Origin of the sequence: Paenochrobactrum pullorum (genome assembly GCF_041929845.1) — a bacterium.
GTDB classification, from domain to species: Bacteria; Pseudomonadota; Alphaproteobacteria; order Rhizobiales; family Rhizobiaceae; genus Paenochrobactrum; species Paenochrobactrum pullorum.
This window is the reverse complement of record NZ_JBHEEH010000005.1, coordinates 100699-114781: the sequence shown is the minus strand read 5'-3', so window position 1 is coordinate 114781 and position 14083 is coordinate 100699. Positions and strand designations below refer to the sequence as shown.

The following is a 14083-nucleotide window of genomic DNA, read 5'->3' as shown; positions in this document are numbered from 1 at the left end:
ATAAAGTGTTTTTATCCTGTGTCTTTTTATTTGTCGCAGCCGCTAGAGCGCGCGGCTAACAGGCTTCAGCCGTTATTTTTTAAGCGAGACGTTCCAGAAATATGGCCATGGAGCAGGCTCCACGCCTTCCAGCTTTTTCGATTTGGCTGCAACCGCATTGAAGTCTCCGATTTTAATGAACGGTACTTCATCCATCACCACTTTTTGCACATCAGCCCAGAGCTTGATGCGTTTTTCCGGATCGGATTCGGTGTTGAAGGCATTGACCACTTCGCTACGGGCGGGCGTATCCCAATTGCCCGGTGCGCTGGTCGACATCATGCCGATCAGTGACGGCTCCGGCAGGAACGGGCTATGGGTGATATAAATATCCCACAAAGACGGATCACCACGACGCTGTGTCAGGGTTGCCCAATCCACCACTTGCAGATCAACTTTGAAGCCCGCAGCTTTCAGATATTCTGCAGCAACCTGTGCCATTTTATAATGGAATTCATATTGGCGGCTGGTGAGAATACGGACCGGCTCGTCGTTGTAATTAGCCGCTTTCATCAGCTCTGCAGCTTTTTCAGGATTGGCCACATTATAATGACCTTCTACACCGGCATCGGTTGCCCATGCAAAGCTTTCCGGATAGAGCGAGCCGTCCAGCGCATAAAAATCCGTCGAGCCGAAGGCCGCAGCCATCATGTCTTCTTGACCAAGCGATTGTTGGATAGCTTGGCGCAATTCCTTGGACTGGGTGATGCCGTGACCGGAATTAAGCACAAAAACCGGCCAGCCGAATGGCTCAAGCATCACAGGCTCTGATGCAGAAGAGGTTTTCAGCCGGTCATAAGATTCAACCGGAATGGAATCCACATAGTCATATTGACCTGAAATAGCCGCTTCAACACGGGTATTGGCATCAGGCACCGGCACAAAGCGGATTTCATCAACATATTGATGGCGTGCGCCACCATAACCGTCACTCTCACCAGCAGGTGAGGTGTAATCGGCAAAACGTTCCAGCTGGATATACTGGTCGGCTTTACGCTCTTTTAGCTTGTAAGGGCCGGTGCCGATTATGTCTGTCATCGGTTCGGCCTGATGGTCGGCTGGCAAAATGATGGCGGCAGAATTATTGAAAGCGAGCAATGAGACAAGTGGCGCATAGGGATCGCTTAAAGTTATGGTCACAGTCAGCGGATCGGTTACTTCGATGGATTTGATCATGGTGGCGGTCTGCTTGCCGCGTGAAGCGACTTTCGTCCAGCGATCAAGCGAGGCGGCAACATCCTTTGATGTCATATCCGCGCCATTATGAAACTTGACGCCTTCTCGCAATTTGATCGTATAAACTTTACCGTCTTCGCTGATTTCGGGCAAGCTGGCGGCCAGCAATGGCGTGGTTTTCCAGGATTCATCAAAGGTATAAAGCGTTTCAAAAATATGCTGGCTGACAATACCGACGAGATCGGCAGTTGATACCATCGGATCAAGGGTCGGCGGTTCGCCGATAGTAGCAACATTAATAATGCCACCCTTTTCCTGCGCGTAAGAATATGACAGATTTAAAGTGGCGGCACCAATGAATGCGGTACCTACCATTAGTAATGTTTTGAAATTTCGCATGTCCCCTCCCGCTTATTCCATTATTGGAGAATAATTATCTTTATAGTGGAATAATACGATAGGGAAAAAACTTGTCAAGCTGGCTTGTACGCCAAGAAGCGGTGATTTTCGTATCAATCTCATTGCCGAGTAGTGAAAAAAGCCTTGTTTTTCATGCTTTGCGCACTAAAAAACAGTCAAAAATAAACCCTGCTTTTAGTGGATAAAAGCAGGGTTTGTCTTATTTTAAGGTGATTTTTGTCTGATTTTTAAACGCTGATTAGGCGACCTTCCGCGAAGAAAGCATCAAGTTGCCGAAGGTAAGGCGCTATGTCAAAACCGTTTTGTTCAACCCATTCATCATTAAAATAAGTAGAGCGATAGCGGTCGCCATGATCGCAAAGCAGGGTGACAATTGAACCTTTTTCGCCCTTTTTCACCATTTCAGAAATGAGCAATGCACAAGCCCAGATATTGGTGCCGGTGGAGCCACCACAAGCGCGACCAATAATATTGCTGATGGTGCGTTGCGCTGCCAAACTTGCGGCATCGGGGACAGTCACCATGCAATCGACGACATCCGGTATAAAGGATGGCTCGACGCGCGGGCGGCCGATGCCTTCGATAATGGATGAGCAACGGTCGATTTCCATGATGGAGCGGTCGGTAAAATGCTGGTGGAAAATGGAAGCCTCTGGATCAGCTACGCAAAGACGAGTGTCAAGCTGGCGATAGCGGATATAGCGCCCCAAAGTGGCCGATGTGCCACCTGTACCAGCGCCTGTTACAATCCAGCGCGGATTTGGATATTCTTCATGGCTCATCTGATTAAAGATGGATTCAGCAATATTATTATTGCCGCGCCAATCGGTTGCGCGTTCCGCATAAGTGAATTGGTCGATATAATAACCGCCGGTTTCTTCTGCCACTTGTCGTGCTGCATCATAAACGGTTTTGGGATCATCAACCAGATGCGGACGGCCACCGTAAAATTCAATCGCGGCGATTTTTTCTTTTGAGGTGGTGCGCGGCATAACCGCTACAAAAGGCAGGTTGATCATACGCGCAAAATAGGCTTCCGACACAGCCGTGGAGCCGCTTGAGGCTTCAACAATCGTTGTAGTGGGTCCGATTTTTCCGTTGCAGATGGCATAAAGAAACAGCGAGCGTGCCAAACGGTGTTTAAGGCTGCCGGTCGGGTGGCTGGATTCATCTTTTAAATAGAGCGTAATGTCATTGAATTTCGGCAAATCAATACGGATCAGATGTGTGTCGGCTGATCGGTTGAAATCCGCTTCAATTGTTGCAATTGCGCGGTTGCGCCATTCCATACTGCATGGTTGCGGACGGTTACATTGAATGATCTGTCCCAATTCTTATTGCCTCTATATCCAAAATACGGGTTACTTGACGTGAATTGAAATAGATATAATTCAATTTATACGAATTTGTCAAAAATAATAAAATATGAGGTAAATTTTTATCATTTATCTCATGAAGTTAGAAAATTGTATTCGTTTTATGTTTAATAAATAGATTATCATTTCCCGTGGTTGAGCGTTTTTAATACATGGTCGATATCAATCATATTGTTATAAACATGTAAGCCAAAACGAAGCTGGCCGCGCCGCAATGTATGGATGATATTGGCGTTCAACAGTGTCTGGTGGATGTCGTTGATACGCGGATCATGCGAGAAGCCGTGGCCACCTGCATCCAATTCACCACAGGTGATGATGTGGCTTTCTTCGTGATTTTTCTGCGGCATGGAAACCAGCAAGCCTTGCTCAGCCAGTCCTTCACGCAATGTGCGCGCCAAATGAAGGACATGGGCTTCAATTGCCTTGGTGCCGATTTCGTTAAGGAGATTGAGTGAGGCATCGGCTGCATAAGAGGCGGCAAGATTATAACTGCCGACTTCAAAGCGCTTGGCACTGGCATAGAGGTGATATTGATGCTCACCCATGGCAGATGCATCATCGCTGCCAAGATCAACACCTGTGCGTGAGAGATAGGCAGGATTTAAACGATCAAGCCAGTTTTCATTGATATACATGAAGCCGGAACCGTAAAGACCGAGCAGGCCTTTGCTGGTGGAGGTGGCAAAAGCATCTACCGGCTCCTGCGCTAAATCATGGTGCAGAATGCCGGCAGATTGCACACCGTCGATCAGCAGAAAAATATTTCTCTTTTGGCAATATTCTCCAAGCTTTGTAGTATCTGTGCGGTAGCCCGGTGCAAAGCTGACAGAGGCAACTGTTGCAAGGCGGGTGTGCTGATCCATCGCCGCGATCATGGCATCAATATCAATACGCCCGTTGATAGCCGGTACAATCCGCACATCAATGTCGCGTTCGCGCAGACGCAGCCACGGATAAATATTGTTTGGGTGTTCGGCATCGGCGCAGATCACGATATTGTCGCCTGTTTTGAACGGAAATGCCCAGGCAATGGCATTAACCCCATCGGAAACATTGCGGGTGACGGCAACTTCTTCAGTTTTAACCGACATCATTTGCGCAAATTGTATACGGCTGCTTTCGACATAATCCTCATGGTCGGTACGATTGGCGCTGGCCATGGCGAGCTTGTCGAGAAAATTGTCGACTGACTGGCGCACCGGATCGGCCAAAATCATTTTGTCACAAATCGACATATAGGTTTGAGTAGTGAGTGCCGGAAATAAGGCGCGGATTTCTTCGATTTTGGTTGCAGGCATTTTAGACACAGGCATGGGAACGCTCCTGAAGCGGCAATAAGATGTAAAAGCAGACAATCGGCTGGTGTGACGATTAAGGTCGGTTGAAATAGTCCAGTGCCATGGCAACCATTTTGGCGTGATGGGTTAAATGATTGCCGCGGGTGATCGGAAAATAGGCGTCGGGCATAGCAGGATTGCTTTCCAGTACCTCACCATTGGGACGGATTGTGTTGCCGCAACTCCATGCGAAAGAGGCAATTTTCTGCCCCGTACGCGGAAAGGTCAGCACTTCTTCATGGGTCCATGTTTTGGAAAAACCACCAAGAGGCATACCGATATGATGGCACATTTTGTTGTCGCAAAGTTGTGCTGCTACCTGATCAATATGCGAGCCTGCATAAGGCACAGTGAGCATGACGATTTTGCCGGTGAAATGCACTGGAGCAGGCGGTAAAATGCCTGAACCACTTTCGGGTTGATGCGCACATTTGAATGGGATGGCGGCAGTTTTTGCTTTGCCCGCTTTCAGATCATTAAGCACCGTGCCAAGCAACCAGTCGCGTCGCCATCGGCAAGCATTGAGCTGCGCTAGATTAAGATTACCTTCCGCAATGGCGGCATCATCTTCACCCAAAACCGTTGCAATGACGGCTTCGATCGCATCGGAAAGGCGTAAATCGCCAAAGTTGATGCGAATGGGTTGCGAGGATAAATGCTGCAATAAATAGCCGCCGAAATCACCGCCACGCGAACGGGTCGCATCGTAAATGATATTATGTCCCAGATGTTGATGCGTCTGAGCATAAGCCATCAACGCATCAACATCTGTGGTCAGACTTTTGCCGAAACCATGCCATTGGATGATGATTGTATCTTTGGCTTTATCTGTATGAAGCGTGAAGGATGGTGTATCGAGCACTTGCTCGAAACCGTTATAAGGAGATAGCGTTTCTGCCCATTGCCAATGATTGGCGGGCTGATAATCAAGTGTGAGGTTTTGAACCGTACCGATTTTGTCTTCGAATTCTAACGCAAGTGTTGCTGGTTGCAGCCATTCAGGGATCAATCCTGTGCGCCGGATGATTTCATTCGGCATATGGTACCAGTAGAAATGCGGTGTTGAGTAACAAAAATAAGGCTCTGTTAGCGCTACATACTCATCAAAAGAGCGACCATTAATACTGATGAGACGCGCACCGAGTTCTGCACTTTTGTCGGCTTCAAAATTCAAGGCATAGCCGCTTAAGAACACAAATGGCTGATTTGAGGAAAAATCTGTTTTTAACTCGATGCCAACACGCGGTGCATGGTCGGCACGTTTGTCGGTATGGTTGAAGCGTATTCTTGCTTGCAATTCGGCTGGCAGTGGCAGACCGCCCTCAACCGGTTCTACTGACAGATGGCGGTCATGGCGGGTATTGGACAGTTTGGCCAAGGCATACCAAAGCTCCGCCGGTGTGGAAGCGTTGAGAATATCATTGCGATGATGCGCCATATCACGCGCTACATTGATGTCAAACAGCTTGTTTTTTGCCGGTGAGATAGCCTGACGGTGCAGTGTTTTTTCCACCAGATAATCATAAAGATCAGCGCGGTCTTTAATGGTGCCGATGAGATCTTCGGCATGGGTATCGTTCCAACGGGTCATGGAAATCGCCTCCATTTTCATGCCATCACCGGACAGGCAAATTGATGTTCTTCTTGCCCTATCAGTGGCGGAATTGTCTGGGCGCAAGCCGGAACTGCATGGGTGCAGCGAGTGTGGAATGTGCATCCCGACGGCAGATTAAGCGGCGAGGGTACTTCACCTTCAACCGGTTCAAACTGCTGATCGCGGCGGTCGAGTGTCAGCACATTATCAAGCAGCACTTGTGTGTAAGGATGACGCGGATCGGCGAATATTTCTGCGGCATTCCCTTGTTCGACGACACGACCGAGATACATCACAGCCAGACGATCGGCTATATGTTTCAAAACACCCAAATCATGGCTGATGAAAACGTAAGTGAGATCCAGCTTGTCTTTCAGATCAAGAAACAGATTGATGATCTGTGCCTGAATGGAAACATCGAGCGCGGCAATGGATTCATCGCATATTATCATGTCCGGTTGCAGGGCAAGTGCGCGGGCAATGTTGATGCGCTGACGCTGACCACCGGAAAACTGGTGCGGATAGCGGGTCATTGCATCGGCATTAAGGCCGACAATTTCGAGTTGGTTGACGATGAAGTCTTTCAACTCACGCTTTTTCACCAAGCCATGCAAGAGCGGGCCTTCGCCGATCAGGTCTTTGACCTGCATACGTGGATTAAGGGCTGCACCTGAATCCTGAAAAATCATTTGCAGTTTCAGATTGGCAGGCTTGTCGCCGCGCATTACTGGTTTGCCGTGATAGGCAATTTGCCCTTCTGTTGGCTTGATCAAGCCAGCCATGATGCGGCCAAGGGTGCTTTTACCACAGCCGGATTCACCGGCAATGCCGAAAATTTCGCCTTTCCTGACGTGGATATCAACGCCATTGATGGCGCGTACCACTGGACGAGGGCCGCTTTTACGTAATTTGGCACCGATCTTGTCAATCCAGTCTTCCTTGCGGCCAAATTGATGGCACAGGGATTGTACTTCCAAAATCGTTTCGCTTTCAGGTGCGGATTTTATAAAATTCATAATGCAGCTCCTGTTTCCACAGGGTGCCAGCAACGATAAAAACGGCTTTCAGAAAGCCTGGTATCTGCTGGTGTTTCAAGGCATGTGTTATCGGCATATTCGCAGCGCGGACGGAATGGACAACCACGGGGCAAAGCCAGCATAGAAGGGGCATTGCCTGGTATTTGATAAAGACGTTTATTGGCCAAAGTGCTGCTGTGACCCGGTATTGAAGCAATCAAACCCTTGGTGTAAGGATGCAGGGGGCGATCAAGAATGGATGAGACTGAGCCGTATTCGACAATTCTTCCTGCATACATCACGGCAACATTTTGTGCGAGTGCAGCAACAACGGTCAGGTCGTGCGTAATCCATATCCATGCGGTGCCAAATTCACGCGATAGTTTTTGCACTTCAAAAAGAATTTGCGCCTGTGTGGTGACATCCAAAGCGGTGGTCGGTTCATCGGCGATGATCACATCAGGCTCATTGATAAGCGCAATGGCGATAGCAATGCGCTGACGCATACCACCGGAAAACTCATGCGGATAAGCGCTTAAACGACGCTCGGCATCAGGAATGCCAACACGTTGCATCACATTGATGGCACGTTCACGAGCTTCCTGTTTGCTGACTTTTTTATGCGCCAGATAGGTTTCGGTAAGCTGCGTTCCGATGCGCAGGCTCGGATTGAGCGACATCATCGGATCCTGCAAAATCATTGCTACACGGTTACCGCGTAAGTTCCGCATTTGTCGTTCCGACAGGCTGACCAGATCAACGATTTTGTTGTCACGGCCGCAATACTTGATGCTGCCATCAGTAATGCGTCCAGGTTTGTCGATAGCGCGCATGATTGAATAGCCGGTGATGGATTTGCCAGAGCCGGATTCACCGACCAATCCCATCACTTCACCACGCTTGAGCGAAAAGCTGATGCCGTCGACAGCGCGCACTACTCCGGCGCTGGTATCAAACTGGGTTTTAAGATTTTTCACCTGAAGCACAAAGGGTGATGCAGCAGGGGATGCTGAAACTGCTGTCGTCATTTTTTAAGCCTCGGATTGAACATATCGCGCAACTGGTCGGCAATCAGGTTGATTGCAAAAACCGTAATGAGAAGCAGCACACCCGGAAAAACACTGATCCAGTATTTGCCACCCATCAGATAGCCAAATCCATTGGAAATCAGCAGGCCTAATGAAGGCTGCGTAACCGGCATACCAAGCCCAAGGAAGGACAATGAGGCTTCAATGGAAATAGCAGATGCAAGCTGCACCGAGGCAATAACCAGCAATGGCGGCAGACAATTGGGCAGGATATGACGCCAGAGAATGCGGAAGGTCGGGATATGAGCCAGACGTGCCGCCAGCACATATTCGCGGTTGCGTTCCGATAATGCGGTGCCACGCACATTACGGGCAAAATAAGCCCATTGCACAAGAGTGAGCGCCAGTATGGTTTTATCCAGCCCGCGCCCAAAAACAGCCAATAACAGGAGCGCGATCAAAATGGTCGGGAAGCTCATTTGCACATCAACAATGCGCATGATAACCGCATCAACTTTACCGCCGGCATAGGCCGAAATAAGGCCGAGCAACACCCCAATAACAAGCGCCATGGCAAGGCTGCTCCATGCCACCATGAAACTGGAGCGCAAGCCATAGAACATGGCGCTCAGCATATCACGACCATTGGCATCGGTGCCAAGCAGATAATATTGCCCCATGCCACCAACTGAACCGGGGGGCAATTCGGAATCCATAAAATCGACCTGCATTAAATCATAAGGATTTTGCGGCGAAATCAGTGGGGCGAAAATGGCGATAAACAGCAAAATAATAGTGACGACCAAGCCCAGGAGCGCCGTATTGCTGGTGCTGAATTCGCGGAAGAAATTATAAAAGCGTGTGCTTTTGCGCCATTGCTGAAAACGTGACAAAGCGGAACTCGTCATGATGCACGTCCTGTTCCCGCGCGCGGATCAAGCACGATGTAAAGTATATCAACGATGAGATTGATGGTGACGAACATGAAGGTGAAAATCATCATATAGGCAATGACCACAGGACGATCGAGCATATTGATCGAGTCAATCAACAGCTTGCCGATGCCAGGCCATGCAAAAACAGTTTCTGTAATAATCGCACCGGAAACCAGACCGCCGATTTCAAGGCCGATAATGGTGACAATCGGTATCATCACATTGCGCAGAGCATGCACAGTAACGACGCGCCAAGGCGACAGACCTTTGATGCGGGCAAGTTTGACATAATCAAGCAGCATCACTTCCTGCATTCCGGCGCGCCCTAAGCGTAGCATTAGCGCCAGATTACCTGTTGCCAGTGTGACGGCTGGCAAAATGAGGTGGGTGAGCCCGTCCCATGTGAGAAAGCTCCATGCAACACCGTTGATCTCTACCGTTTGGCCGCGTCCGATGGCCGGAAAGACCGCCAATTGCACGGCAAAAACCAACAGCAACATCAGGCCAAGCCAGAAGTTTGGCAGGCTGAAGCCGAAAATCGAGCTGATGGACGCAAATTTACTAAAGCGGCTATCCGGAAATGTTCCTGCCAGAATACCGAGCGGCAAACCGATGCCAACAGAAATGATGATCGAAATCAGTGCCATTTCAAGCGTTGCCGGCAGACGTTGCAGCAGCATAGTGGAAACCGGCAAAGCGGTGACAAAAGATGTACCGAAATCGCCACTGAGCAGACGCCCCATATAGCGCATATATTGAATGTAAAGTGGCTGATCCAGCCCCAGCCGCTCACTGATTTGCTGGATTTCCAGCGCTGTGGTGGATTCATCAGCCAGAACTTCCATCGGGTTCCCGATCATGTAAAGTCCGGCAAATGTGATAAAGCTCAAAGCCAAAAGCGTGATGAGCGACTGTATCAGTCGCCGCGCGATCATCTCGGCCATATTTCCCCCCTGACTGTCGCAGGTATTATTCCCTTATACGGCTTTGTAACCGTATAAGGGATCAGTATTGAAGTCGGATTATTCAGCAGGTGTTGCGAAAATTGCCGACGTCACATTGGCCTTCGACGGAATATATTTCACATTCTTGGACGAAGCCCATGTCGCTTTCGGGCTGTAGAGCGGCAGAATACCGTAATCGCTGATGGTCATCGCCATTGCTTTTTGCAGCATAGCTTCACGCTCTGCGTCATCCATGGTTTCGGAGGCTTTGTTGACCAGCGCATCCATTTCCGGATTCGAATAACGACCACGATTTGACGTGCCGATGCCTTTTTCATGATCACGGGTGCCTGCAATGCCGCGCAATGTATAAGCGGCTTCACCGGTTGAAGTACCCCATGAATGGATCATCTGTGCAAACTGGAAGTCATTGGTTTTTGGAATGAAAACTGCATGTGGCATGGTTTCAATTTCGGTGCGTACACCAATACGTGTCCACATCTGGCCGATAGCCTGTGAGGCGCGCACACGTGATGTGTCGTCGTTGGAGGTGGTGAGTACCACACGGAAACCTTCCGGATAGCCCGCTTCTTTCAAAAGCTCCTTGGCGGCAGCCGGATCATAAGGCTCAATCGGAATTTCCGGATTATAGCCAAAGAGACCTTCAGGCACGAGCTGGCTTGCTGGTAATGCATCGCCGGAAAGGCCACGCTCTACCAAGCTTTTGCGGTCAAGCGCCATGGAAAGCGCCTTACGTACCCGCACGTCAAGCATCGGATTTTTGTCTAAAGGTTTGCCGTTATTATCGCTTACCTGACCTGCAATCGGCTTTTCGTGTTCAACATCAAGTGCCACAAAAACAATACGGTTGGTAGCGGTTGACCAAAGCGCGATATTGGGTGCTTTTTCCAAATTCGCAATGTCGCTGGTCGGAACACTGGTGATAAGATCAACGTCACCGGCAAGAAGTGCGGCAATGCGTGCCGGATCAGAGCTGATAATGCGCTGTGTTACCTTGTCCCAAGCAGGCTTGCCGCCCCAATAATCGTCATAGCTTTCAAACTCGTAAATCTCGCCGATACGGGCATTTTTGAATTTATATGGGCCGGTGCCGATCATGGCTTTACCGGTTACATAGTCCTGTGTGGTTTGGTTTTCGCCGTTTTTACGCGAAATAATCTGCACATCGGCCAGATTGATCGGCAGGTTTGGTGCTGCACCTTTGGTGACGATTTCAAGGGTGTGATCATCAAGCGCTTTATAAGAAACCACATCGGCCAGACGTGCAGTAAAAGGGCTAGGGCTGTCGACGATGGTTGGAATACGCTCAAAGGTGAAGATCACATCATCGACAGTAAATGGTGTGCCGTCATGAAATTTGACGTTTTTACGCAAATTGAAATGCCAGATATTGTCTCCCATATACTCCCAACTTTCGGCCAGAGCCGGAATAGGGCGCATATTCTCGTCTTTCCAGGTCAGCCCCTCAAAAACCTGACCTGTCATCGAGATGTTGGAGCTATTGGCATGAAAATGCGGATCAATCGAGGTTGGTGCGGAGCTCATCCCCATCCGCAAATCCGCAGCCCACGCTGATGCTGTCAACGCACAGCAAGCTACTCCCGCCAATGAGACAGCGCGCATAAAGCGTGTTGCCTTTGTGGTTTGAAGGCGAATTTCGTGATTTTCTATCATGATTTTCTTTCGTTCGCTAGATTCCAACCAGTTTAGTCGTGTTTTTGCAGCACAGGACGTAATGCGCGAATATCGGATAATGTTTCGATATTGAGCACGGTTTCGATAAATTTATCAGTCTCTTGTTTAAGAAGCGGCGACAATAAATCCTGCGCCTTGCGGATAACGTCATTACGATCCATTGGATTTTCAACTACGCCCTTTACTGCATAAGTGCGGCGGCTGACGGTGCGTCCATCTGACAAAACCGCAGTGACAATAGCTTGCCGGATAGGCATCGCAGTTGCCAGTTCATCGCTCGGCAGTAACGACATTTTGCTCTTCATGGCCAGAATAGCCGGATCCAGCAAGCGAGCATAATCATGCGACGTATGGAAGCCAAAACGGCCATCCACCAGCATTAATGCAAGACAATGTTTGCAGTTGATATCCGGCACGCCACGGTCTTCCACGACATCAACCACATGAGACGGTAATTCGATGGTTAGGCTCTCGATGTTACTTAAACGAACACCTTCATGTTCCATCAAATATTCAAGAGAATCGAGTGCAGATTGAATAGGTGAACCCACGCACCATTTTTTGATATTGGTGAGCATCACCTCAAAACGGGTGCCCAATTCACCAATTAGAAAATCGCGATCCGGATTGTCCGAATAGGCATCCATGAAATTGCCGCGGCCTTCAATCACATCGTCGGTGCCGGAAAAACCATGAGCGATCATTGCGGCTGCACTCACGCCATTGCGGGCTGGAAGGCCTGCAAAATGGAAAGCTTTTTCCATATGGTCTTTATCGCGCATCCATACGGCAATACCACCGGTTTGATGCGCAACATTGGAGAAAACATAAGCCATGCGCTTTGCATCAATTTTATAAAGAGCGCCGGCTGCGGCTGCGGCTCCCCATGCGCCTCCAATACTATAAGGGCCATGTCCGCGCGCATAAATATGGTTTGAGCCAAGTGCGATATTCATGCGGGCATAATAATCATAGCCAAGCACCACAGCTTTCAAAAAGTCGCTGCCACTTGATGCATTGGCTTCTGCTGCCGCGAGTGCTGCCGGTACAATGGCACAGCCCGGATGACCGATCGCGGCCGGATGACTGTCGTCGGTTTCATTGGCATGAGCCATGATGCCGTTGACAAGTGCTGCATCAGCCGGATGCAAAAAGCCGTCGGAAGCGACAATGCAGGCAGCTTTATCTGCTGCCTGTGACAGGGTTTTGGAATAAGACAAAGCCATTTCACCCACCGTCAAACGGGCGCCGGTGATCATGGCACAGAATGTATCCAAGATATGATATTTGGCTTTTTCTGCCACTTCGTCAGGGAGCGTATCGCTCAAAGCATTGGCGGCATAGGCACTCATGCGATTGATATAAAAATGCTCGCGATTTTTATCACTGTGTGTCATTAATTCCGGCTTCATATTATACCTGTTATGCTTCACTTGGGTTGGCTTGAGTTTAAGTTCGTAGGCAGAAGCGGAGCAAACGGATTTTTGGAATAGTTATAGTCCGGTTTGGACATCTGGCCGCAGCCGGATGTCAGGGCAGGCATGGTGGGAAGAAAGTAAGGGTGTGGATTTAAGTTGGATTGAAGATTTTCTGGCCGTGGTTGAATGCAAAGGTTTTGCGCGTGCTGCACGTCAACGCAATATTACCCAGTCAGCTTTTTCCAAACGCATTCGATCCCTTGAAAATCATCTGGGCGGCGAGTTGATTGCCCGTAATCGCCAGCCTTTGGAACTCACTGAATTAGGTGAGCAATTCCTCAATGATTGCAAGCCTATCATCATCAGCGTGCGTCGCGCCGAGGAAAACGCGCGTCAATTGCTTGGTCATGATCGCTATTTGCTGAAATTTTCTGGCGCTACCACGCTGGTGCAATCTTTTTATCCGTCATGGATAACCCGCAAAAAAGCGCTGATGCCGGAGATTGTGCCCAATGTTTTATCATCGCGCACCACACCGGAAGATGTGCAGGCACTTGATAGCGGTGAATATGACTTTTTCCTCACCTATCATTCGTCGGGACAGGTTTCTTCGTTTGATTTGGAGCAGTTTGAATATAAGATTTTAGGACCTGAACAAGTGGTGCCGGTTTGTGTGCCTGATAAAGACGGCATAACACCAAGCATCAATTTGGATGATTTGAATGGTGTGGTGCCTTATGTGGCGCGGTTGCCGGGTTCTTATATTGGTAATATTGTTGAAAGCCGCATTGCTGAAAATCATTTGCAGGTCTTGAAAACTTGTCAAGGTACCAATGGCGAAAATCTGCTCGGGCTGGTGTTGGAAGGCAACGGCATTACATGGATGCCTTATGACCGGATTAAAAATTTACTGAGTGATAAGAAACTCGTTCTTGCAGGTGGTGCAAGTTGGACCGTCCCGATTGAAGTTCGCATTTACAAGCGCCTTGGTCGCAGTCGCACTGTGGTGAACAGGTTCTGGGCAAGTATTTCGGAAAACGGTAAAGAATTTCCGATCCAAATTTAAAAATATCTTGTGTGC

At 49.0% G+C, this 14083-nt stretch carries 11 protein-coding genes; 1 reads left to right on the top strand and 10 read right to left on the bottom strand.

What is annotated here, in order from left to right; translation table 11 throughout:
- Window positions 1-72: 72 nt before the first annotated feature.
- The 10 genes from JNC77_RS10135 to JNC77_RS10090 all read right to left on the bottom strand — a co-directional run bounded on the left by JNC77_RS10135 (window position 73) and on the right by JNC77_RS10090 (window position 12981).
- Complete coding sequence (locus tag JNC77_RS10135; protein ID WP_374832169.1) at window positions 73-1590, bottom strand: ABC transporter substrate-binding protein; 1518 nt, start codon at window positions 1588-1590, stop codon at window positions 73-75.
- Window positions 1591-1862: 272 nt separating this feature from the next.
- On the bottom strand, window positions 1863-2924 hold the full coding sequence (locus tag JNC77_RS10130; RefSeq protein ID WP_374832167.1) for a PLP-dependent cysteine synthase family protein: 1062 nt from the start codon (window positions 2922-2924) through the stop codon (window positions 1863-1865).
- Window positions 2925-3133: 209 nt separating this feature from the next.
- A complete protein-coding gene (locus JNC77_RS10125; protein ID WP_374832061.1) occupies window positions 3134-4327 on the bottom strand; it encodes an aminotransferase class V-fold PLP-dependent enzyme in 1194 nt (397 codons plus the stop codon).
- 58 nt (window positions 4328-4385) lie between these two features.
- Window positions 4386-5942: a hypothetical protein gene (locus JNC77_RS10120; protein WP_374832059.1), complete on the bottom strand. Its 1557-nt coding sequence runs from the start codon at window positions 5940-5942 to the stop codon at window positions 4386-4388.
- Window positions 5943-5959: 17 nt separating this feature from the next.
- Entirely contained in the window at window positions 5960-6961 is a 1002-nt protein-coding gene (locus JNC77_RS10115; RefSeq protein ID WP_374832057.1) for an ABC transporter ATP-binding protein, read from the bottom strand.
- Window positions 6958-7989, bottom strand: coding sequence for an ABC transporter ATP-binding protein (locus JNC77_RS10110; RefSeq protein WP_374832055.1), 1032 nt, complete (start codon window positions 7987-7989; stop codon window positions 6958-6960). The genes JNC77_RS10115 and JNC77_RS10110 overlap by 4 nt, the downstream gene beginning before the upstream one ends.
- Window positions 7986-8897 carry an ABC transporter permease gene (locus tag JNC77_RS10105; protein ID WP_374832053.1) on the bottom strand — a complete coding sequence of 304 codons (912 nt, stop codon included), beginning with the start codon at window positions 8895-8897 and terminating at the stop codon, window positions 7986-7988. The genes JNC77_RS10110 and JNC77_RS10105 overlap by 4 nt, the downstream gene beginning before the upstream one ends.
- The gene (locus JNC77_RS10100) at window positions 8894-9868 is read right to left on the bottom strand and encodes an ABC transporter permease (protein ID WP_374832051.1); all 975 of its coding nucleotides are present in this window, start codon (window positions 9866-9868) and stop codon (window positions 8894-8896) included. The genes JNC77_RS10105 and JNC77_RS10100 overlap by 4 nt, the downstream gene beginning before the upstream one ends.
- Before the next feature lie 78 nt (window positions 9869-9946).
- Entirely contained in the window at window positions 9947-11440 is a 1494-nt protein-coding gene (locus JNC77_RS10095) for an ABC transporter substrate-binding protein (RefSeq protein WP_374832049.1), read from the bottom strand.
- Between the two features lie 155 nt (window positions 11441-11595).
- Window positions 11596-12981: an MmgE/PrpD family protein gene (locus JNC77_RS10090; RefSeq protein ID WP_374832047.1), complete on the bottom strand. Its 1386-nt coding sequence runs from the start codon at window positions 12979-12981 to the stop codon at window positions 11596-11598.
- A gap of 130 nt (window positions 12982-13111) precedes the next feature.
- On the opposite strand from JNC77_RS10090, the gene JNC77_RS10085 reads away from it, so the two are divergent.
- Complete coding sequence (locus JNC77_RS10085) at window positions 13112-14068, top strand: LysR family transcriptional regulator (RefSeq protein ID WP_374832045.1); 957 nt, start codon at window positions 13112-13114, stop codon at window positions 14066-14068.
- Window positions 14069-14083: the final 15 nt, after the last annotated feature.